The organism is Bradyrhizobium sp. MOS003, from assembly GCF_003020125.1.
In the GTDB taxonomy this organism is placed as follows: Bacteria; Pseudomonadota; Alphaproteobacteria; order Rhizobiales; family Xanthobacteraceae; genus Bradyrhizobium.
The window spans coordinates 35,493-54,729 of the sequence record NZ_PYFW01000017.1; the positions used below are offsets into that span (position 1 = coordinate 35,493).

Here is a 19,237-nt window from a genome sequence, read left to right on the forward strand (position 1 = left end):
ATTGCATTCGATGATCGAAGCCAGATGCAGTTGCGGCGCTCTCGCGCTCTCGCTTCCGGGGCCTTCGCGGCTCGTCGTCGCCTGCCATTGCCTCGACTGCCAGCGACGAACCGGCGCGCCGTTCGGCGTCGGTGCGTTCTACCTGGTGGAGGCCGGCACGATCTCAGGAACGCCAAAGCCGTACGTTCGGACAGCCGCGAGCGGCGGCAAGGTCAGCAACTATTTTTGTCCCGACTGCGGCTCGACGGTCTATTGGCAAGCGGACAATCTGCCCGCAATGATGGGCGTTGCCGTCGGCGCGATTGCCGATCCGGATTTTCCATCGCCGGTCAGATCGGTGTTCGAGCAGTCGAAACATGGCTGGGTGGAGATCGAAGGTGCCGGACACTTCCAGCAAGGCAGCGCTCGCGCCGAGGGCTGAGCGTCAGTTGCTTTGCGGTACGTGCACCGTGATGCTTTCAAGCTCTTAGCGCCTCCAGCATCGGCAGCCTTTGGGAAGCTCTTGAGTGCGGTTGCTCACAGATGGCCCGATTGCCCTATGGCACTGATGTCCAACTCTCAAAAAGGGGACGGCAATGAGCCACGACTGGACGATTCGGTGGAAGGGCCTGATCTTTGCTGGCCACGGCGTGATGCTTGCACTGGTCGTGAACAAATTTGTCTTCGACGGACCAGGTTGGAGCAAGTTCTTCGTGATGCTCTTCCTCGCGGTCGTCTTCGGCGCGATCGGCCATCGCATTGGACGGAAGAAAATGCGCGAGAATTTTTGACGTTTACGATTTATCTCCGCAAGCTTCACGGTAAATGCGGGGAGCATGCACCCTTGCCGACCGAATATTGTGGCGCCACATTCTTGGCCGCTGGATGCGCGCGAAGGGCGTTTCCAAGTGGGAGGTGCAAGGCCAGCTCGGCCACGGCAAAGGCGTCACCGAGCGATATGCGGAGTTAGACCCCCGCAGTCCCAGAAACAGGCTCCTGCCGCCATTAGCAAGTTCTTGATTCCCGGCGACGAATGGTGCCGGCTGAGGGGATTGAACCCCCGACCTTCGGTTTACAAAACCGCTGCTCTACCGCTGAGCTAAGCCGGCGACACCTTACGACGCGGGCAGGGGCCGGCATGGGCCGGGTGTCCACCCGTTGCGCGCCGCAATACCAGACTTGATCGGAAAGTGCCAGAACCGGAAGGCCGTCGGCCCCGACATGAATCAGGCGGCCCGGAGGCCGCCTGATCGCTCGCAAGATTTAAACAGGCTTACTGGCAGATGTGCCGGCGGCCGTCTTCGCCCTTGAACCAGGTGCCGGGCGTGCAGACGAAGCCGTTACGCTGGGCGTAGCTGCGGGTGTCCCAGCCACGATTGTCCCAGCCGCGGTTGTCCCACGAGGTGTTCCAGCTGTTGTCGGAAGCGTATGAATCGTCCCAGGCGCGGAACGGCGCGGAGGCAATCGCGCCCGCGGTGCCGATCGCGGCACCGGCTACGCCGACCGCGACGTCGGTCGGCCAGAAGCCGGTGCGGCTCCTGTTCCAGTCGTTATTCCAGTCGCCATTGGTCTGGCGGTAGGAATCGGTCTGACGGTAAGACACGCGATGATTGCGGTATCCGCGATCGGTGTAGGGATTGCCGGGACCGAGATTCGTGCAGTTCGCGTTGGGGAATTGCGCTGCGCAACGGCCCGGTTCATTGATGACCGCTTGCGCGTTGGCCGCGCCTGCCAGCATGGTCACTGCAATCGCCGTCGCTCCGAGAAGTTTGATGTTCATGATTGTTTGTCTCCCAAATTCTTGACGATGGCTAAACGCCGGCGGCGCCGGACGTTCCGCGAAGACCGACGCTTTTCGCGAGTTGGTTGGTCAAACCGATGTGAGCACGGTGCGGTTCCATGCTGGCTCTGACGCGCGCCGTTAACGCTTCGCTAGCTGGCTCGGCGGCATTTGAACGCCGCGCAATCCTTACACATTAGGCTTACCGGAAATTGGTGAGGGCGCCTTAACCCTCTTGTCGCCGCCATCGGGTAGGTTGCCGGCGCATAACCGAGGTCCCCTGATGCGTGCTGTAGCGCTCGCTGCCTTTCTGATCGGACTGCCCGCGACGGCGTTTGCCGGCGGCGGCTTCGATATCGTCGTGCCCGGCCGGCCCGGCGTGCCGATCATCATCAACAATATCGACGCGTCCTATGCCGTGGTCGAGGGTGTCTGGGGCCTGGGCAAGAACCAGCAGGTGCAGCCCACGATCTATGGCGGACGCTATGTCGCCGAGCGGCAACCGGCCGACGTCGGCCATTATTATCCGACGATGGGCCTGCGGCCCGGCTATGGCCGGCTCGAGGTCGAGCCGCCCGCGAACCGCAAATTGCCGAAGCCTGCCGAGAGCTATTACCAGAGCTGGGGCGCGCAATCGGCGCCGCTGCCGGCGCAAATGAATGCGCCGGTCGACGCGCCGCCGGTGATCCTCGCACCCGAGATCAACGATCGTCCGCGGCCACCGCGACCGCGTGTCCAAGCCCCCGGCCGGCCGCCGGGTTAAGAAACGTCAAAATCCAACAAACGGAAATCAACAGGAGAGAGTAATGCGTCAGATGATTTCGGGACTGGTCGCGGCAGCTGCCGCGATGTTCGTCGCCACGGCACCCGCCGCGGCGTGCGGCTTCAACCCCTGCCAGCCGGTCGCACCGGTCTATTCCGGCTGCAACACCGGTTGCGGCGGCTACGGCTATGGCGCCGGCTACGGCGCCTATGAGCGTCTCGCCGAGCCGACCACGCAATATTATCACGTCAACCAGGGTCCGACCTATACCGGCCCGGGTGCCTTTGCGCCGTATCCGACCTACCGTGAAGACGCGGTCGTCGCGCCCGCCAATTACGGCTACGGCTATGGCCGTGGTTACGGCTACGGCTATCGCGCCGCCGTGGTTCCCTATCATCGCCCGTACTATCGGCCGTATCGCTACGGCTACGGCCCGCGTGTCGGCTATCTTCCGCGCACGCATTACGGCTACGGTCCGCGCTACGGCTACGCCCACCGCCACGCGCCGGCCCCGTATTACGGCGGCCACCGCGTGCTGCGCCGCTACTACTGATCCCTGATCGGTTGAGCTGACGAGACGCCCGTTCGCGCGATGCGGACGGGCGTTTTGCTTGTTTGAATTACCGCTTCATCAGCCCCAGTCGGCTCGCGCCGACATAGAGCGAGAGCACGGCGGCGTTCGACACGTTGAGGCTCTTGATCTCGCCGGGCATGTCGAGCCGCGCCACGACGCTGCAGGTCTCGCGGGTCAATTGCCTGAGGCCTTTGCCTTCGGCCCCCAACACCAGTGCCAGCGGCTCGCGCAGCGCGACCTCCGAGAGATCCTCGCTGCCTTCGCTGTCGAGGCCGACAGTCTGGAAGCCGATGTCGTTCAGCGTGGTCAGGGCGCGCGCGAGGTTCTGCACGGTCACCATTGGCACCAGCTCCAGCGCGCCCGAGGCGGCCTTGGCGAGCACGCCGGTTGCTTCCGGACTGTGGCGCGCGGTGGTGACGATCGCCTTCACCGCGAAGGCTGCCGCAGAGCGCAGGATGGCGCCGACATTGTGGGGATCGGTGATCTGGTCGAGCACCAGCACCATGCCGTCCTGCTTGAGGTCCTCGATGTCGGGCGAGGGCAGGGGATCGGCCTCGGCGAGCAGGCCCTGGTGCACGGCGTCCGGCGACAGCAGCCGGTCGATCTCCTGGGGCCGGACGATCTCGGGGGTGACGCGGGTCTGGATGTTCTCGTCGGCGAGCCGCTTGGCGGCATTCTCGGTCAGCGTCAGCTTGCGGATCTGCCGCGCCGGATTGGCCAGCGCCATGGTGACGGTGTGCCAGCCGTAGAGGATGACCGGCCCGTCGGGGTGCGAATCGCGGTCGCGCCAGGCTGGCTTGCCGGCCGATTTCCCGGGTCTGTTGAAAGGCTTAGCCCCGCCGCGGGGGCCCCTCGGGGTGAATTTTCGATCCTTCATGGGCTCGCTTGTGTCACGGGTCCCCGAATATGGCAATTTGGACGCCCAAGAGGGCGATTTTAGCTGTTCGCCTCGGTTGACTTTACCCCACGGCTTCGCCGATAACCGCGCCCGGTCGCGCCCCCATCCGGGCTGTCGCGGCCTTCACGTTCCATGGCCGTCTTCGGTCGCCGGCAAGGTCCGGCCCGATTGTGCTGCCGTCGAGCGGGGGAGTGTCCCGAGTGGCAAAGGGAGCTGACTGTAAATCAGCCGCCTTATGGCTTCGCAGGTTCGAGTCCTGCCTCCCCCACCATGCTTCGCCCTTCGGGCTACGCGTGGCGCAGCCCGAAGCGTGGTGTCCGGCGAAGCCGTAGGGCGAAGACGGACTGAAGCCAAACCGCTATCCCATCAGCTCCCGGACCATCGGCACCACCTTGCGCCCATAGAGTTCGATGCTCTTCATCAGCTTCTCGTGCGGCAGCGGCCCCGCCGAATATTTCAGCTGAAACCGTGCAATGCCGAGCGTCTTCGCCGTCCTCGCGATCTTGCGTGCCACCGTCTCCGGCGAGCCCGCGTAGAGCGAGCCGTGCTCGACCTCGTTGACGAACTCGTCGCGGCCCATCGGCGGCCAGCCGCGCTCCTTGCCGATGCGGTCGCGCATCGCCTTGTAGTCGGGCCACAGCTGTTCGCGCGCTTCTTCGTCCGTCTCGGCGACATAGCCGGGCGAGTGCACGCCGATCGGCTGCGCGGTGCGGCCGAATTCCTTGGCGGCGCGGTGATGCAGATCGACGAAGGGCGCAAAGCGCGCGGGATCGCCGCCGATGATGGCGAGCATCAAAGGCAAATCGTAATGCGCGGCGCGCACCACCGATTGCGGGCTGCCGCCGACGCCGATCCAGGTCTTGAGCGTGCCGTGCTCGACCGGCGGATAGACCAGCTGATCCCGCAGCGGCGGACGCAGCTTGCCCTCCCAGCTCACCGGCTTCTGCGACAGGAGCGCGGCGAACAGGTCGAGCTTCTCCTCGAACAGCTCTTCGTATTTGCGCAGGTCGAAGCCGAACAGCGGAAAGGATTCCGTGAACGAGCCGCGGCCGAGGATCACTTCCGCGCGTCCGTTCGAGAGCGCATCCAGCGTGGCGAAGCGCTGGAACACACGGATGGGATCGTCCGAAGACAGCACTGTCACGGCCGAGCCGAGATGGATGCGCTTGGTACGCGCTGCGATCGCCGCGAGCACGGTCTCCGGCGAGGAGATCGCAAAATCGGCGCGGTGATGCTCGCCGAGGCCGATGAAGTCGAGGCCGAGCTCGTCGGCCAGCACGGCTTCGTCGACGACGTTGCGAATCACCTGCGCGTGCGGAAGCATGGCGCCGGCGGCGTCCTTCGTCATGTCGCCAAAGGTGTCCAGTCCGAATTGAAGCGGTGCGGTCATCGATCAGATCTCTGTGGAGGATCGGCCAGATTTAATGGACGACCGCCAGCCCACAAGGCTGCATTCCGGAAATGCTCGGTTTCCGTTTGTGGGGCCTATCGCGCGATCCGCAACACCATCTTGCCGAGCGCCTCGCGCGTCTGCATCGTCTTGAACGCCTCGCGAAACTCCTCGAGCGCGAAGACGCGGCCGACGGCGGGCTTCAGCTTGCCGTCGGCGAGCCAGCCGATCAGTTCCGACATCAGACGCTTCTGAACGTCGGGCTCGCGGGCTGCAATCTGCGCGAGGTCGACGCCGAGCAGCGCGCCGCCCTTGAGAAGCGGCAGATTGAACGGCAATGCGGGAATGGCGCCGGCGGCAAAGCCGACCACGAGATGGCGTCCGCGCCAGGCGATGGAGCGAAACGCCTGCACCGAAATCTCGCCGCCGACGGGATCGAAGATCACGTCGGCGCCGCGTCCGTCGGTCAACTCCTTGAGCGTGTCGCGCCAGCCGGTCTGCGTGTAGTCGATCACCGCGTCGGCGCCGTGCGCCTGCGCGAAGTCGCGTTTCTCCGGCGTCGATGCCGCCGCGATCACGCGGGCGCCGAGCAGCTTGCCGATCTGCACGGCTGCGGTGCCTGTGCCGCCGGCCGCACCCAGCACCAGCAGCTGCTCGCCGGCGACCAGCGAGGCGCGCGCGCTCAGCGCATAGAGGGCGGTGAGATAGTTGGCACGAAACGAGGCGGCGACTTCGGCCGCGACGCCGTCGGGCAGGCGATGGAGCGCTTCGGGCCCAACGACGATCTCCTCGGCCAGCGCGCCCGACCGCGTCATGCCCATCACGCGCATGCCGGCCTGATAGCCGCCGGGGGAGCCGGGCGCGTCCGTCACCACGCCCGCGAACTCCGTGCCGGGGATGAAGGGCAGGGGATCTTTGGTCTGATAGCGTCCCTCGATCTTCAGGCCGTCGACGAAGCCGATTCCCGCAGCTTCGACCCGGACGCGCACCTGTCCCGGCTCCATGGACGGCGACGGAACGTCCTTCAGTTCGATCTGATCGATGGGGGCGTATCGCTCGACGACGACGGCTTTCATGCCGGACCTCTGTTGTTTCCGTTATCCTGACAGGTCCTGCGACGAGCCGCTTGCGTCTACCGCCACATCCCGCGCATCCGCGCCCCGATGTCGACCTTCGGGCCCTGCGCCGCGGTGCGGGCTGCGCCTGCGGCGGCCTTCGGCCAGGCGGTGCGCTCGAACAAATAGACCAGTTGCTCCGGGATGAAGCGGGTGCGCGAGGCGTAGACGTGGCGGTCGCCCTTGGCGGCCTGGCCGTGAACGAAGAAGCGCTGGGGCACGACGAGGTGCAGATCGTCCTTGGCGCGTGTCATCGCGACATAGAGCAGGCGGCGCTCCTCTTCGAGCTCGGCGGAGGTACCGGCGCCGAGATCGGACGGCATGCAGCCGTCGACGACGTTGAGCACGAACACCGACTTCCACTCCTGGCCCTTGGCGGAGTGGATGGTGGAGAGGATCAGATAGTCCTCGTCGCGCAGCGGCGGCCCGGATTTGTCGCTGGTCGCATCCGGCGGGTCGAGCGTGAGCTCGGTCAAGAACTTTTCGCGGCTGGCATAGCCGCTCGCGATCTGCTCGAGCTGCATCAGATCGGCGCGACGTGTCTCGGACTCCTCGTGGAGGCGATCGAGATGCGGCTCGTACCACAGCCGCACGCGTTCGAGATCGACCGGCCATTCCGAGTAACGCAAATTCTCGACGGTGCGGACGAAGTCGGTCCAGTCCGCGCCGGTGCGTGGCGGCACCGGCAGCTGGCCGAGCACGGCAAGCGGGTCGGTGCTTTCCGCCATCTGGTCGAGCACGCGCTGCGCGGTCGCGGGCCCGATGCCCGGCAACAGATGCAGGATGCGGAAACCGGCGACGCGGTCGCGCGGGTTCTCGGCAAAGCGCAGCAGCGCCAGCACGTCCTTGACGTGCGCGGCGTCGAGGAATTTCAGCCCGCCGAACTTCACGAACGGAATGTTGCGCCGGGTCAGCTCGATCTCGAGCGGACCGGAATGCGAGGAGGTCCGGAACAGCACTGCCTGGTGCTTGAGCAGCGCGCCTTGCTCGCGGTTCGCCAGCACCTCCTCGACGATATAGCGCGCCTGGTCGGCCTCGTCATGCACGGTGACGAGCTGCGGCTTGTGCGAGGCGGTGCGGTCGGTCCAGAGGTTCTTGGTGAAGCGTTCGCGCGCAAGCCCGATGACGCCGTTGGCCGCCGCCAGCACGGTCTGCGTCGAGCGGTAGTTGCGGTCGAGCGTGATCATTTCCGCGCGGGGCGAGAAGTTCTGCGGAAAATCCAGGATGTTGCGCACCGTGGCGGCGCGGAACGAATAGATCGACTGCGCATCGTCGCCGACCACGGTGAGCCCGTGTCCGTCGGGCTTGAGCGCCAGGAGGATCGAGGATTGCAGGCGGTTGGTGTCCTGGTACTCGTCGACGAGCACGTGATCGAAGCGGCCGCCGATCTCCTCGGCGATCAGCGCATCGCTCATCATCTGCGACCAGTAGAGCAGCAGGTCGTCGTAATCGAGCACGTGCTGGGCCTGCTTGGCCTCGACATACGCGGCGAACAGGCCCTTCAGCTCGGCAGCCCACCCCGCACACCAGGGATAATGCTGCCCGAGCACCTTCTCGATCTCCAACTCGGCGTTGACGCAACGCGAGTAGATCGACAGGCAGGTGCCCTTGGCGGGAAAGCGGCTCTCGGTCTTCGACAGGCCGCGCTCGTGCCGGACCAGGTTCATCAGGTCGGCGGAATCCTCGCGGTCGTGGATGGTGAAGGCGGGATCGACGCCGATCCGCTCGGCATATTCGCGCAACAGGCGCGCGCCGATGCCGTGGAAGGTGCCGGCCCAGGTGAGGGCATCGCGCATGATCGCGGCGTTGTTCTCACCTAGCACCTTGCGGGAGATGCGCTCGACCCGGCCTGCCATCTCGGCCGCGGCGCGGCGGGAAAACGTCATCAGCAGGATGCGGCGCGGATCGGCGCCGGCGACGATCAGGTGCGCGACGCGATGCGCCAGCGTGTTGGTCTTGCCGGAGCCGGCGCCGGCAATGACCAGCAGGGGGGCGCCCACGGTCGCGCCATCGGCCACGCCATGCTCGACGGCGCGGCGCTGCTCCGCATTGAGCGTGTCCAGATATGTCGCCACGAATCGCCCCGGTGAAAGAGCGAGAGTCGGCTATTGCCGCGCGAATCGCAATGCGTCTGGACGCAACTCGATTTAACACCTAGGGACAAGAAGGCCCAAAAGTTCCAGCCCGAAAGCGCGCAACCGGCATGACCGAGCCCAAGTTCGAGTCCAAGCCCGAACAGTTCGAGATGCGGCGGCTGGAGTCGCTCAGCAATACCATCTTTGGCGTCGCCATGACGCTTTTGGCTTATGACCTGCCGAAGGCCGCTGTATTTACTGGCGCGCCCGACTGGAACGATCTGGCCCGGGTCTATTCCGGCAAGCTGATCGGCTTCGCCCTCAGCTTCATCATTGCCGGCGTATTCTGGATCAGCCATCACCGGCGGCTGGCGCGTCAGCCGGTGGGCAGCCGCGGGGCGGTGATGCTCAATCTGTTTTTCCTGCTCTCAATCGTGCTGCTGCCGGTTACCAACGGCCTCTACACCAACTATCCCCTCAGCAGCGCGGTCGCCGTGCTCTATGGCCTGCATCTGAGCGCTATCGCCGGCCTCAACGCCTGGCTATGGTGGAGGATATTGGGCGGCTGGAGCCATGAAATCATGGCCTCGCTGTTTCCGCTGCTCGTGTTCATTCCGGGCACGATCGTGGCGGCCTTCGCGCCGCACGCCGCGCCCTTCCTGTGGTTCATCGCTTTCGGCGGCCTCCTGATCCAGCGCTTTTACGGTGCGCGGACGGGGCCGGGCGCGTGAGGCTGAGCCTCACCCGGACGTCGCGCCGAACCCATCGGCTGGCACGTAAAGCTTGACCGGGCGAATTTCGTAGACCGCCGTCGGATTGACCGCACGCAGTTTCCGCGCCGCCGTGATCGCCTCTTCCTCGGTGGCGCATTCCATCAAATGGAAGCCCAGGAGCTGTTCCTTGGTCTCGGCAAACGGGCCGTCCAGCACCATGCCAGCGCCGGGGCCGCGCAAGGTGCGGGCCTTTCGGGTCTCATCCAGCCGAGCGGCCGGCCCGAATTGCCCGCTGGCCCGCAAGGGGGCTTGAACTTCGATGACCTTGGCGACGACCGCGGCGTCCTGCTCAGGCGTCCAGGACAGGATTTCGTCTTCCACATGGTAGGCCAGGATGGCGTACAGCATCGTCACCTCGTTGTCTTTCTGCACCGGTCTCAGAGGACGTAGCACCGCAGGCGATGCCGACAATCCCCGCACATAAAATATTGCGTTGCCGTGCCGCGACGAAACCGTCCTGAAACCCGATTGCGCACCCGTCGTGTGAACGCCGCCGGAAGCGATCGCGACTGATGACCACAACAACAAGATTTCTGCTGGAGGCGGCAATGTCGAGTCATATCAAGATCATCTGCGACGCACGTCGGGCCGGACAATCTCAGGCGGCCGATCTGCACGACCAAAGCGGCCATCACCGCTATTACGGCAGCTCGGCGGAGAATGGCGGCGAGCGCATCGTCGAAAGCCGGGGCGGCAAGCGCCCGCGCGCGCTCGGTGTTTGCGGCTTCTGAAGCCTCGCGACCGATGACCAATATGGACGTCCTTCAAATATCGATCGCGGCGATGCCCTTCCTGCTCGCGCTGACGAGCCGGACGGGCAGGGCCATCGTGCCGTGCCTGCTGACGAGCATTGTCACGGTGCTGCTCGGCGGGGAGCCTCACCGCGCAGTCGTGGCCTGGTGCGTCGGCATGCTGATCGCCGCCGTCGCGCTGCGCGAGCGGCTTCGCACGGGCTGACCTCGTTTTCCGATTCAGGACATCTCAAGAAAAAGGCGCGGCGGGGAAGCCCCGTCGCGCCCGATTTCTTGCTCGCTGGTCCAGGGCTGAGAGCGCCCCGATGCCAGGCCCTTATTCAGAGCTTAGCGGGCGATCCCAGCGAGGTGACAGCGCTTGGTAAGAGACACTGGATCACCTCCTTTCGTTGGTTTCGGAAGAGTTCAATATAGGCGGCATCGGCGCCGCTGTTAAGAGGCGGCGGCTCCGGCGGAACCTGGGGCTCGCAGGGCCGGGGAGACGTTGGAAACCGACCGCCTGGGCAGTTGAGACCGCCGCCCGGCCGTGTTAGGGAGCCGGTCACGCGGGTGTAGCTCAATGGTAGAGCAGCAGCCTTCCAAGCTGAATACGAGGGTTCGATTCCCTTCACCCGCTCCAGCCTTTTCAAAGACTTAGCGAAAGCGTCGGATTTCATTCTGACAAATGGGCTGCTTTACGCGTTCTGATACTCGCTTTCCGAGAGAGGATAGGTCTGGTTGCTAGAGTATCGCGCCAAACAGTTTTCCTATCCCAGCGGTGATGCCGAGTGCCAATGCTCCCCAGAACGTGACCCGGATCGTCGCGCGAAGGATATTCGCTCCGCCTGCCTTTGCGCCGATCGCGCCGAGAAGCGCAAGAAAGCCCAGGGCCGCCGCTGACGTAACCGGCACCAGCACGTTCGAAGGTGACACGACGACCATCAGCAATGGCATTGCTGCTCCTACCGAAAATGTCACGGCCGAAGTTATAGCTGCTTGCACGGGCCGTGCGGTGGTCATCTCTGAAATGCCCAGTTCATCGCGAGCATGGGCACCGAGCGCATCGTTCTTCATCAGTTGCGCTGCAACTCGCTGGGCAAGGTCAGCGTCGAGCCCGCGCCGGATGTAGATTTCTGCAAGCTCACCGAGTTCGCCGACGGGATTACTGCGCAGTTCGCTTCGTTCTCTTGCGATATCCGCTCTCTCAGTGTCGGACTGCGAACTCACAGAGACATACTCGCCTGCGGCCATGGACATGGCACCGGCGACCAGTCCCGCGACCCCTGCAATCAGAACGTCGTTCTGCTTCGCCGCAGCTGCCGCTACTCCGACAATCAGGCTAGCGGTTGATATGATTCCGTCGTTGGCGCCAAGCACCGCGGCCCTGAGCCATCCTATGCGATCGACCAGGTGTGTTTCGTTGTGGCGAAGACGGCTCATGGATGTCTTCCTCAGCGTTTGGATCAGCCGCTTCGATCCGTTCAGGAGCAAATCTGCGCTTGCCTGATGTTAAGGCCGCAGCCCGGGTGTGTCTTGATTCCGATCAAGGCCTGTGGCCGTTGCCAGACACTGGCCAAGGCAGATCGCCATGAGCTGATCCAGGTCAATGCCCCCGGCACCCGATCGTCTATCCGTTGGCTGCAACTTCGGGACAACCACGACATGACAGACAAGCCGATCGATTGGACGCCGGATCTCACGCTGCCGACTTCCAAATCCACCGTCCAGCACTTCACCGCAAAGGCCGGCGGCGACCGCCTTGAGATTGACACCACGCCGTGGGGCGAGGCCGATCTCACGGTCAACGGTCAGTCGCTTGCTCACATCGCGGCGGCACCCAGCGCAGGGGAGGCGTTTCGGGCACTCGAGGCGATCGCGGAAGATTTCGAAACCGGCAAGGATGCGCGCCTGGATCAGGCGATCGAGGATGACGCGGTCCGTGAAAGGCTAGGCCTGACGCGCGTCGGCGCTCGCGGGCACCGAGAAAGCTGATGTCGCCGCCGCGAGCGCGGCCCGGGCCCATGGCCATCCAGGCCGCGGTCCTTTTCATTCCCTGTGGTCGTCAATCTCAGAGGCGACCTGTCCGTAGTTCAATAGCGCAACCAGGGTCGTTCCTCCCAGGATGTTGCCGAGCAGCGTCGGCGTGAAGAAGTCCATGACGTATTGAGCGAGCGATGCCCGGCCGCTCTGCACCAGAAAGGCGCACTCGACCGAGCCCGCGACGATGTGCGCGAACCCGCCGAGTGCGACCACATAGGTCATCACGACGATGATGTGCGCGCGCGATCCCTTGGCGGCCGGCAGCAGCCATGCCATCAGGGCGATCAGCCAGCCCGCAAAGATCGCGCGGACGAGGGTCGACGTGAAGTCGCCCTCCACGGTGTGCCGGCTGATCTCAACGAAGGCATCGACGATACGCGGCTCGAAGATGCTGGTGTGAGCGAGCACGGAGGCGACCGCCCAGGTCCCCGCGAGGTTGGAGGCGAGGACCAGGGCCCACAGACGGGCCACGCTTCCGAGCGTGCCGAGATCGCGATTGTGCAGCAGTGGCAGGATCGGTGTCAGCGTGTTCTCGGTGAAAAGCTGCTGCCGCCCCAGCACGACGACCAGAAAGCCAACGGTGTAGCCGAGCGGCGCAACGAGGCGACGCGTTCCCTCATCGGAGATCAGCGCGTAAAACTCCCCCTGGACGATCAGCGACAGCGCGATCGACAGGCCGGCGGCAAAGCCGGACATCACGATCGCCCACCATCGCCGCTCCAATTCCTGCTCGCCCTCGGCGCGGATCGTCTCGTGGATGAGCGCAGCATTCGGCCGGCTTTGGGACTCGATCTGCTCGGTTTGGCGCTGCGAGACGCCGTCCAGCTTCGAGGCCGCACTGAATGAGTCGTCGTCGCGGCGTTGATCCACGCTGGGTCTCCGAATGGTGATCGCTTTCAAGGCCGGTCGCGCTCGTCGGTTCCGCCGTGCAGTGCGGTCGTTACGATGATGCGTCCAATCGACGCTGAGGAACCTTCGTCACGAGGTCGAGTTTTCCATCGGGTAGTGGGGCGAATGGCAAGAGGACAGACCGTGCAAGAGACTGTGCGAGAGCAGGTGCGCCTGCGCACGACCGCGCAGATCGCGGGTCATCCCATTCATCCGATGCTGGTGCCGATCCCGATCGCGTGCTTCATCGGAGCGCTGCTGACCGACATCGCCTACGTCGCCAGCGCCGAGATCATGTGGGCGGATTTCTCCGCCTGGCTTCTCGTTGTCGGCGTCATCTTCGGCGTGCTGGCGGCGATCGCGGGCCTCACCGATTTCCTCGGCAACCGCCTGGTGCGGGCGCAGACGCCAGCCTGGCCGCATCTGATTGGCAATGTCGTGGCGCTGGTCCTGGCGATCGTCAACACGCTAATCCACAGCCGCGATGCCTGGACGTCGGTGTGGCCCATCGGCCTTGTTCTTTCAATCCTCACTGTCCTGATCCTGCTCGTCACCGGCTGGCTCGGTTGGGCCATGGTGTATCGTCACGGCGTGGGAGTTGCGCGATGATGTCGAAGCTGTCCCGCGCCCTGCTGTGCTCCTCCGTGCTGCTCTTGGGCGGCTGCGACGACGGTAGCGGTGATCCCAAGGCGCAGATCGGCGCCAACCCGAAGCTCCCCGACATCCAGCAATATCTGCTGCCGCCCATGCACATCGCGCGCATCGTCGGCTGGAAGAAGGACGAGACGCCGACCGTCGCTGAGGGTCTGCAGGTCAAGGCCTTCGCGACCGGCCTGCAGCATCCGCGCTTCATCTACGTGCTGCCCAATGGCGACGTGCTGGTGGCGGAATCCAAGGCGCCGAAGGGGGCGGGGATCAAGCGCCCCAAGGAGATCGTCATGGGCTACATCGAGTCCTGGGCGACCTCGGGCGGCAACGACACCGGACCGGGCAATCGCATCACGCTCCTGCGCGACAGCAATGGCGACGGCGTGCCGGATACGCAAAGCGTCTTCCTCGACCATCTCAATTCGCCGTTCGGCATCGCGCTGGTCGGCAACGAGTTCTACGTCGCCAATGCCGATGCAATCGTCAGATATCCCTACACCGAGGGCGAGACCACGATCACCGCGCCGGGTACGGTGCTGACGCCGCTGCCGGGCGGGCCGATCAACCATCATTGGACCAAGAGCCTGGTGGCGAGCCCCGACGGTTCGAAGCTCTATGCCGGCGTCGGCTCCAACAGCAACATCACCGAGAACGGCATGGAAGCCGAGCACAACCGTGCGGCGATCCTCGAGGTCGACCGTGCCAGCGGCCGCTGGCGCGTGTTCGCAAGCGGCCTGCGCAATCCCAACGGGCTCAGCTTCGAGCCGCAGACCGGTGCACTGTGGACGGTGGTGAACGAGCGCGACGAACTCGGGCCCGATCTCGTCCCTGATTACATGACCTCGGTGAAGGACGGCGGCTTCTACGGCTGGCCCTACAGTTATTACGGCCAGCACGTCGATCCCCGCGTCAAGCCGCAGCGGCCGGATCTGGTCGCCAAGGCGATCATGCCGGATTATGCCCTGAGTTCGCATGTCGCTCCGCTCGGGATGGTGTTCTCGACCGGCACGAGCCTGCCCGCCGCCTATCGCGGCGGCGCCTTCGTCGGTGAGCACGGTAGCTGGAACAGGCAGGTGCTGAATGGCTACAAGGTCGTCTACGTCCCGTTCGAGGGCGGCAAGCCCTCAGGGCCGGCGCAGGACGTCGTCACCGGCTTTCTCAACCAGGACAATCAGGCGCGCGGTCGTCCTGTCGGCGTTGCGCTGGACAAGAGCGGCGGGTTGCTGATTGCAGACGACACCGGCAACACCGTCTGGCGCGTCACCGCCGCGCATCCCCAACTCACGCAGCGTCAGGAGTGATCAATGAGCCTTGCACAATATGCCATCGTTCCCGTCGAGGACGAGTGGGGCGTGCTGCACGACGGCGATGTCAAGAACAGGTATGCCACCAAGGAAGCGGCGTTCGAGTCCGCGGTGTCGGCCGCGACGCTGGCGATTCGGCAGGGACATGAAGTTCACGTCAGCGTTCCCGGCCGCCAGGAGGGCGAGGGCACGCTGGGGTTCAAGGCGGCCCCTTAGCGGCGTCACCGAACAAGGAGAATAACGCGATGACCAAGTCTCCTGAGCCGAACGGCGTCGAGCCATCCCGTTCCGAGGACGACATCCAGCGCGAACAGCTGGGTCCCCGCGGTGTCCCCGGTGCGCCCGATCCGGCCAAGATGACGCCGCAGCGCGACAAGAAGACGCCGAAGCACGTCGATCCCGGCCATACCGCTTGAGGACGGCTGCTCTGCGGCGGACGCAGCAGTGCCCATCCCGACCGACATTCCCGTGACCTCGATGTGCAGGTAAGAGATGCTTGTCGGCGCGATCTGCGCCGCCGGGCAGGCGACGTTTGGAATGCGGTTCTTGAAATCTGACAGCAGGCTGACCGGCGTCCTGCTGGTGCTCGCGATCACCCAGCTCATTGGCTGGGGTACAATCGGCCTTCCGCCCATCGTCGGCCGCGACCTCGCCGCCGATCTCGGCATGAGCCTGCCGATGGTGTTTGCGGGCACCTCGACCCTTTATGTCACGATGGGGCTGTGCGCGCCCTGGCTCGCCAGGGCCTTTGCGCGGCACGGTGCGCGCAAGGTGATGATGGCGGGCACGATCGTGGCCGTGCCGGGCTATATCGTTCTGTCCCTTGCCCACGAGCCGATGCTCTATTTCGCGGCTTGGGTCATCCTCGGCATCGCCGGCAGCGCCACGCTGTCCACGGGCGCGTATATACTGCTCAACGAATTGGCAGGCCCCAAGGCCAAGAGCGCCATCGGCGCGCTGATGCTGGTGACGGGCCTGTCCGGCAGCATCTTCTGGCCGACCACCTCGTTCCTCAGCGGACATTTCGGCTGGCGCGGAACGTGTCTGGTTTACGCGGCAATGCTGCTTCTGGTCTCGCTTCCGCTCTACGCCTTCGCAACGCCGCGCCGGGCGGTCGCGACGGAGGCAGGCACGGCGACCGCCAGGCAAGCCGATGCGCCGTCAATCCCGCGGAGCACGTTCGGCCTCGTCGTCGCCGCGATCACCCTCAATGCCTTCGTCACGTTCGGCCTCAGCGCCGTCTTTGTCGAATTGTTGCGGGCCGAGGGGCTGGCGCCGTCGCAGGCCATCGCCTTCGGCTCGATGCTCGGCGTGATCCAGGTCAGCGCGCGAGGGCTCGACTTCCTCGGCGGCGGGCGGTGGGACGGCATCACGACCGGGCTCGTCGCCGGCACGGCGCTGCCTGTCGCCATGCTGCTCCTGATGCTGAGCGAAGGGGCGACCTGGGCGGTCGCGGTCTTCATCCTGCTCTACGGCGCCGGCAGCGGCGCGATGGCAGTGGCGCGAGCGACCATCCCGCTGGTTTTCTATGACCAGACCGAATTCGCCAAGGCGTCGTCGATGATCGCACTGCCGCTCAACCTCGCGTCCGCGCTCTCTCCACCTCTTTTGGCCGGTCTGCTCAGCCAGTTCGGCGGCCGCGGCGCGCTTGGTCTCACCTTTGTGTTCTCCTGCGCGGCAGTGCTGATCCTGGTCTTGCTCGGCCGGCGGCGGCCGCGGGTCGCGGTCGCGGCCGCGACCTGAGACGATCTTCGTGGCGCGGAATTCGGCCGCGACGCGCGCTTCCGGCGCCGGCCGGGGATAGCCGCATGAGCGGAGTGCAGTGCTCAGGGCGCCAAAATGGTGTATCCGCTGGGAAGCGCGACCCCGTGATCTCGCAGGCGCGCCAATATCAGTTCCCCGGAGGAAATCGACATGTCGGCCCTGCCGCTTTCAGGCATCAAGATCCTTGACCTCACCCGCGTGCTTGCCGGGCCCTTGTCGGCCCAGATGCTCGGCGATCTCGGCGCGGAGGTGATCAAGATCGAACGGCCGGGCACCGGGGACGACGCACGCGCCTTCGGGCCGCCTTACCTCACCGATCCCGAAGGCAAGGCGAACAACAACAATTCCTTCTACCTCTGCGCCAACCGCAACAAGAAGTCGGTCACGGTCAACATCGCCAAGCCCGAGGGGCAGGCGATCATCCGCGAACTGGCCAAGGACGTCGACGTCTTCATGGAGAACTACAAGGTCGGCGACCTCAAGCGCTACGGCCTCGACTACGAAACCATCAAGGCGATCAACTCCGGCATCATCTATTGCTCGGTGACCGGTTTCGGCCAGACCGGCCCCTACGCACCGCGCGCCGGCTATGACGCCATCCTGCAGGCGATGGGCGGCCTGATGAGCGTCACCGGTCATATCGACGGCGAGCCCGGCGAGGGCCCGATGAAGGTCGGCCCGTCGATCGTCGACTACATGACCGGCATGAACACCTCGATCGGCATTCTCTCCGCGCTCTACCATCGCGACGTCAATGGCGGGCAGGGGCAGCACATCGACGTCTGCCTGTTCGACACCGTCATCGCCTCGCTGTCGCACTGGCTGCAGATCTATCTCGTCAACGGCAAGACGCCGCCGCGGCGCGGCACCTGGGGCAATGGCGGCATGCCGGCCGGCGTGTTCCGCTGCACCGACGGCGAGCTGATGCTGGTGGTCGGCAATGACGGCCAGTTCCAGCGCACCTGCGCCGTGCTCGGCGCGCCGGAGCTGGCGACCGATCCGCGCTTCGTCAAGAACAACGACCGCGTCGTGCACGGCAAGGAAATCATGGCGATCTTCGCGGGCCTGTTCCTGAAGCAGAAGGTATCCTACTGGCTGGACAAGCTGGAGGAGGCCGGCGTGCCCTCGGGCCCGATCAATAATTTCGAGCAGGTGTTTGCCGATCCGCACGTCCAGTCTCGCGGCATGCGGGTGAAGACCGAGCACAAGTTCGAGCCGGAGCTTTCGCTGATCCGCAATGCGCTGACCCTCTCGGGCACCCCGATCACCGAATATCGCGCCCCGCCGCTGCTGGGCGAGCACACGCAAGAAGTGCTCGGCGGCAAGCTCGGCTATGATGCGGGCAAGATCGAGGAGTTGAAGAAGCAGGGGATCATCTGACTTTTTTCCCTCTCCCCTTGTGGGAGAGGGTGGCTTCGCGAAGCGAAGACGGGTGAGGGGTATCTCTCCTCACGACCGATCTCGTCAGTGGAGAGGTACCCCTCATCCGGCGCTTCGCGCCACCTTCTCCCACAAGGGGAGAAGGAAGACGGGAGCATCAAATGACCGCCAAAACCATCATCACCTGCGCCATCACCGGTAATCTCACCAAGCCCGAACAGTCGCCATATCTCCCGATCACGCCCGAGCAGATCGCGACCTCCGCGCTGGAAGCCGCGGAAGCCGGCGCTGCCATCGCCCACATCCATGTGCGCGATCCCGCGACGGGGCGACCGTCGATGGAGATCGGCCTCTACCGCGAAGTCGTCGAGTTGATCCGCGCCCGCAACAAGGGCCTCGTCATCAATCTCACGACTGGCCCCGGCGGCCGCTTCGTGCCCTCGATCGAGGACCCCCGCGTCGCCGCCGCAGGTACCACGCTGCTTCAGCCCGAGAAGCGCGTCGAGCATATCGAGCTGCTCAAGCCCGACATCTGCACGCTCGACCTCAACACCATGAATTCCGGCGGCGAGGTCGTGATCAACACGCCGCGCAACGTCCGCATCATGGCGGAACGGATGAAGGCAGCCGGTGTGCTGCCGGAGATCGAGCTGTTCGATTCCGGCGATTGTCACCTGGCGCGCGACCTGTTCGCCGACGGCACGCTGAAGGGGCCGGGCCTGTTCTCGCTCGTGCTCGGCGTGAAGTACGGTTTCTCGGCCACGCCGGAGACGATGTTCTACGCCCGCAGCCTGCTGCCGCCGGGTGCGGTCTGGTCCGGCTTCGGCATCGGCCGCGCCGAATTCCCGATGGTGGCGCAGGCCTTTTTGCTCGGCGGCCACGTCCGCGTCGGCATGGAGGACAATCTCTATATGTCCAAGGGCGTGCTGGCGAAGACCAATGCCGAGCTGGTCGCCCATGCCGTGGGCATCCTCAATAGCCTCGGCGCGTCCATTGCGACGGCCGCGGACGCGCGTGCGATGCTCGGGCTTTCCTGAGGCTTGCGGGCCGTCCCCAGATAATCCCGGTCCGTAGTCGCACAGGCTTCCGCTTCGCGCCCGACTCTGATTCGATCTCTCCGCGAATGTCGGGAGGG

Annotated in this window: 23 protein-coding genes and 3 tRNA genes; 17 read left to right on the plus strand and 9 right to left on the minus strand. The window is 64.9% G+C overall.

Annotation, left to right across the window (positions count from 1 at the left end):
* The first annotated feature begins 10 nt into the window (after nt 1–10).
* A complete protein-coding gene (locus C7G42_RS34030) occupies nt 11–421 on the plus strand; it encodes a GFA family protein (RefSeq protein ID WP_106953194.1) in 411 nt (136 codons plus the stop codon).
* Between the two features lie 154 nt (nt 422–575).
* A complete protein-coding gene (locus C7G42_RS34035) occupies nt 576–770 on the plus strand; it encodes a hypothetical protein (RefSeq protein ID WP_106953195.1) in 195 nt (64 codons plus the stop codon).
* Between the two features lie 243 nt (nt 771–1,013).
* Here C7G42_RS34035 and C7G42_RS34040 read toward each other — a convergent pair.
* Nucleotides 1,014–1,088 (minus strand) — tRNA-Thr (locus C7G42_RS34040).
* Between the two features lie 164 nt (nt 1,089–1,252).
* On the minus strand, nt 1,253–1,759 hold the full coding sequence (locus C7G42_RS34045; protein WP_106953196.1) for a hypothetical protein: 507 nt from the start codon (nt 1,757–1,759) through the stop codon (nt 1,253–1,255).
* A 283-nt stretch (nt 1,760–2,042) separates the two neighbouring features.
* Between C7G42_RS34045 and C7G42_RS34050 the strand changes: the two genes are divergently transcribed.
* Together C7G42_RS34050 and C7G42_RS34055 are read left to right on the plus strand one after the other, a co-directional pair.
* On the plus strand, nt 2,043–2,522 hold the full coding sequence (locus C7G42_RS34050) for a hypothetical protein (RefSeq protein WP_106953197.1): 480 nt from the start codon (nt 2,043–2,045) through the stop codon (nt 2,520–2,522).
* A 43-nt stretch (nt 2,523–2,565) separates the two neighbouring features.
* Nucleotides 2,566–3,075 carry a hypothetical protein gene (locus tag C7G42_RS34055; protein ID WP_106953198.1) on the plus strand — a complete coding sequence of 170 codons (510 nt, stop codon included), beginning with the start codon at nt 2,566–2,568 and terminating at the stop codon, nt 3,073–3,075.
* A gap of 67 nt (nt 3,076–3,142) precedes the next feature.
* Here the strand turns inward: C7G42_RS34055 and rlmB are convergent, their stop codons facing one another.
* Entirely contained in the window at nt 3,143–3,973 is an 831-nt protein-coding gene (rlmB, locus tag C7G42_RS34060; protein WP_199581287.1) for a 23S rRNA (guanosine(2251)-2'-O)-methyltransferase RlmB, read from the minus strand.
* 206 nt (nt 3,974–4,179) lie between these two features.
* Between rlmB and C7G42_RS34065 the strand changes: the two genes are divergently transcribed.
* A tRNA-Tyr gene (locus C7G42_RS34065) sits at nt 4,180–4,265 on the plus strand.
* Between the two features lie 87 nt (nt 4,266–4,352).
* On the opposite strand, the gene C7G42_RS34070 is transcribed toward C7G42_RS34065, so the two are convergent.
* From C7G42_RS34070 to C7G42_RS34080, 3 genes are all read right to left on the minus strand, one after another.
* Complete coding sequence (locus tag C7G42_RS34070) at nt 4,353–5,384, minus strand: LLM class flavin-dependent oxidoreductase (protein WP_106953200.1); 1,032 nt, start codon at nt 5,382–5,384, stop codon at nt 4,353–4,355.
* Between the two features lie 95 nt (nt 5,385–5,479).
* The gene (locus tag C7G42_RS34075; protein WP_106953201.1) at nt 5,480–6,460 is read right to left on the minus strand and encodes an NADPH:quinone oxidoreductase family protein; all 981 of its coding nucleotides are present in this window, start codon (nt 6,458–6,460) and stop codon (nt 5,480–5,482) included.
* Nucleotides 6,461–6,516: 56 nt separating this feature from the next.
* Complete coding sequence (locus C7G42_RS34080; RefSeq protein WP_106953202.1) at nt 6,517–8,574, minus strand: ATP-dependent helicase; 2,058 nt, start codon at nt 8,572–8,574, stop codon at nt 6,517–6,519.
* Between the two features lie 128 nt (nt 8,575–8,702).
* On the opposite strand from C7G42_RS34080, the gene C7G42_RS34085 reads away from it, so the two are divergent.
* Nucleotides 8,703–9,305, plus strand: a complete 603-nt coding sequence (locus C7G42_RS34085) for a TMEM175 family protein (protein WP_106953203.1) — start codon at nt 8,703–8,705, stop codon at nt 9,303–9,305.
* A gap of 9 nt (nt 9,306–9,314) precedes the next feature.
* Here the strand turns inward: C7G42_RS34085 and C7G42_RS34090 are convergent, their stop codons facing one another.
* Nucleotides 9,315–9,695: a YciI family protein gene (locus C7G42_RS34090; RefSeq protein WP_199581288.1), complete on the minus strand. Its 381-nt coding sequence runs from the start codon at nt 9,693–9,695 to the stop codon at nt 9,315–9,317.
* 200 nt (nt 9,696–9,895) lie between these two features.
* Between C7G42_RS34090 and C7G42_RS34095 the strand changes: the two genes are divergently transcribed.
* The 3 genes from C7G42_RS34095 (at nt 9,896) to C7G42_RS34105 (ending at nt 10,718) form a co-directional block, all read left to right on the plus strand.
* On the plus strand, nt 9,896–10,078 hold the full coding sequence (locus C7G42_RS34095; protein ID WP_199581289.1) for a hypothetical protein: 183 nt from the start codon (nt 9,896–9,898) through the stop codon (nt 10,076–10,078).
* Nucleotides 10,079–10,100: 22 nt separating this feature from the next.
* Nucleotides 10,101–10,304 carry a hypothetical protein gene (locus tag C7G42_RS34100; protein ID WP_106953223.1) on the plus strand — a complete coding sequence of 68 codons (204 nt, stop codon included), beginning with the start codon at nt 10,101–10,103 and terminating at the stop codon, nt 10,302–10,304.
* Nucleotides 10,305–10,644: 340 nt separating this feature from the next.
* Nucleotides 10,645–10,718, plus strand: a tRNA-Gly gene (locus tag C7G42_RS34105).
* Nucleotides 10,719–10,819: 101 nt separating this feature from the next.
* Here C7G42_RS34105 and C7G42_RS34110 read toward each other — a convergent pair.
* Nucleotides 10,820–11,518 carry a VIT1/CCC1 transporter family protein gene (locus tag C7G42_RS34110; RefSeq protein ID WP_106953224.1) on the minus strand — a complete coding sequence of 233 codons (699 nt, stop codon included), beginning with the start codon at nt 11,516–11,518 and terminating at the stop codon, nt 10,820–10,822.
* Nucleotides 11,519–11,611: 93 nt separating this feature from the next.
* On the opposite strand from C7G42_RS34110, the gene C7G42_RS34115 reads away from it, so the two are divergent.
* The gene (locus C7G42_RS34115) at nt 11,612–12,070 is read left to right on the plus strand and encodes a hypothetical protein (RefSeq protein WP_106953205.1); all 459 of its coding nucleotides are present in this window, start codon (nt 11,612–11,614) and stop codon (nt 12,068–12,070) included.
* A gap of 54 nt (nt 12,071–12,124) precedes the next feature.
* On the opposite strand, the gene C7G42_RS34120 is transcribed toward C7G42_RS34115, so the two are convergent.
* Nucleotides 12,125–12,988: a formate/nitrite transporter family protein gene (locus C7G42_RS34120; protein WP_106953206.1), complete on the minus strand. Its 864-nt coding sequence runs from the start codon at nt 12,986–12,988 to the stop codon at nt 12,125–12,127.
* A gap of 234 nt (nt 12,989–13,222) precedes the next feature.
* Here C7G42_RS34120 and C7G42_RS34125 point away from each other — a divergent pair, with 234 nt between their 5' ends.
* The 7 genes from C7G42_RS34125 to C7G42_RS34150 all read left to right on the plus strand — a co-directional run bounded on the left by C7G42_RS34125 (nt 13,223) and on the right by C7G42_RS34150 (nt 19,139).
* The gene (locus tag C7G42_RS34125; protein ID WP_502694251.1) at nt 13,223–13,615 is read left to right on the plus strand and encodes a DUF2231 domain-containing protein; all 393 of its coding nucleotides are present in this window, start codon (nt 13,223–13,225) and stop codon (nt 13,613–13,615) included.
* On the plus strand, nt 13,612–14,955 hold the full coding sequence (locus C7G42_RS34130) for a PQQ-dependent sugar dehydrogenase (protein WP_106953208.1): 1,344 nt from the start codon (nt 13,612–13,614) through the stop codon (nt 14,953–14,955). Before C7G42_RS34125 ends, C7G42_RS34130 begins: the two co-directional genes overlap by 4 nt.
* A 3-nt stretch (nt 14,956–14,958) precedes the next feature.
* Entirely contained in the window at nt 14,959–15,174 is a 216-nt protein-coding gene (locus C7G42_RS34135; RefSeq protein ID WP_106953209.1) for a hypothetical protein, read from the plus strand.
* Between the two features lie 29 nt (nt 15,175–15,203).
* The gene (locus C7G42_RS35605) at nt 15,204–15,374 is read left to right on the plus strand and encodes a hypothetical protein (RefSeq protein WP_199581291.1); all 171 of its coding nucleotides are present in this window, start codon (nt 15,204–15,206) and stop codon (nt 15,372–15,374) included.
* Nucleotides 15,375–15,495: 121 nt separating this feature from the next.
* Nucleotides 15,496–16,701, plus strand: coding sequence for an MFS transporter (locus C7G42_RS34140; protein ID WP_106953225.1), 1,206 nt, complete (start codon nt 15,496–15,498; stop codon nt 16,699–16,701).
* A 171-nt stretch (nt 16,702–16,872) separates the two neighbouring features.
* On the plus strand, nt 16,873–18,102 hold the full coding sequence (locus C7G42_RS34145) for a CaiB/BaiF CoA transferase family protein (protein ID WP_106953210.1): 1,230 nt from the start codon (nt 16,873–16,875) through the stop codon (nt 18,100–18,102).
* 161 nt (nt 18,103–18,263) lie between these two features.
* The gene (locus C7G42_RS34150) at nt 18,264–19,139 is read left to right on the plus strand and encodes a beta-keto acid cleavage family enzyme (RefSeq protein ID WP_106953211.1); all 876 of its coding nucleotides are present in this window, start codon (nt 18,264–18,266) and stop codon (nt 19,137–19,139) included.
* Nucleotides 19,140–19,237: the final 98 nt, after the last annotated feature.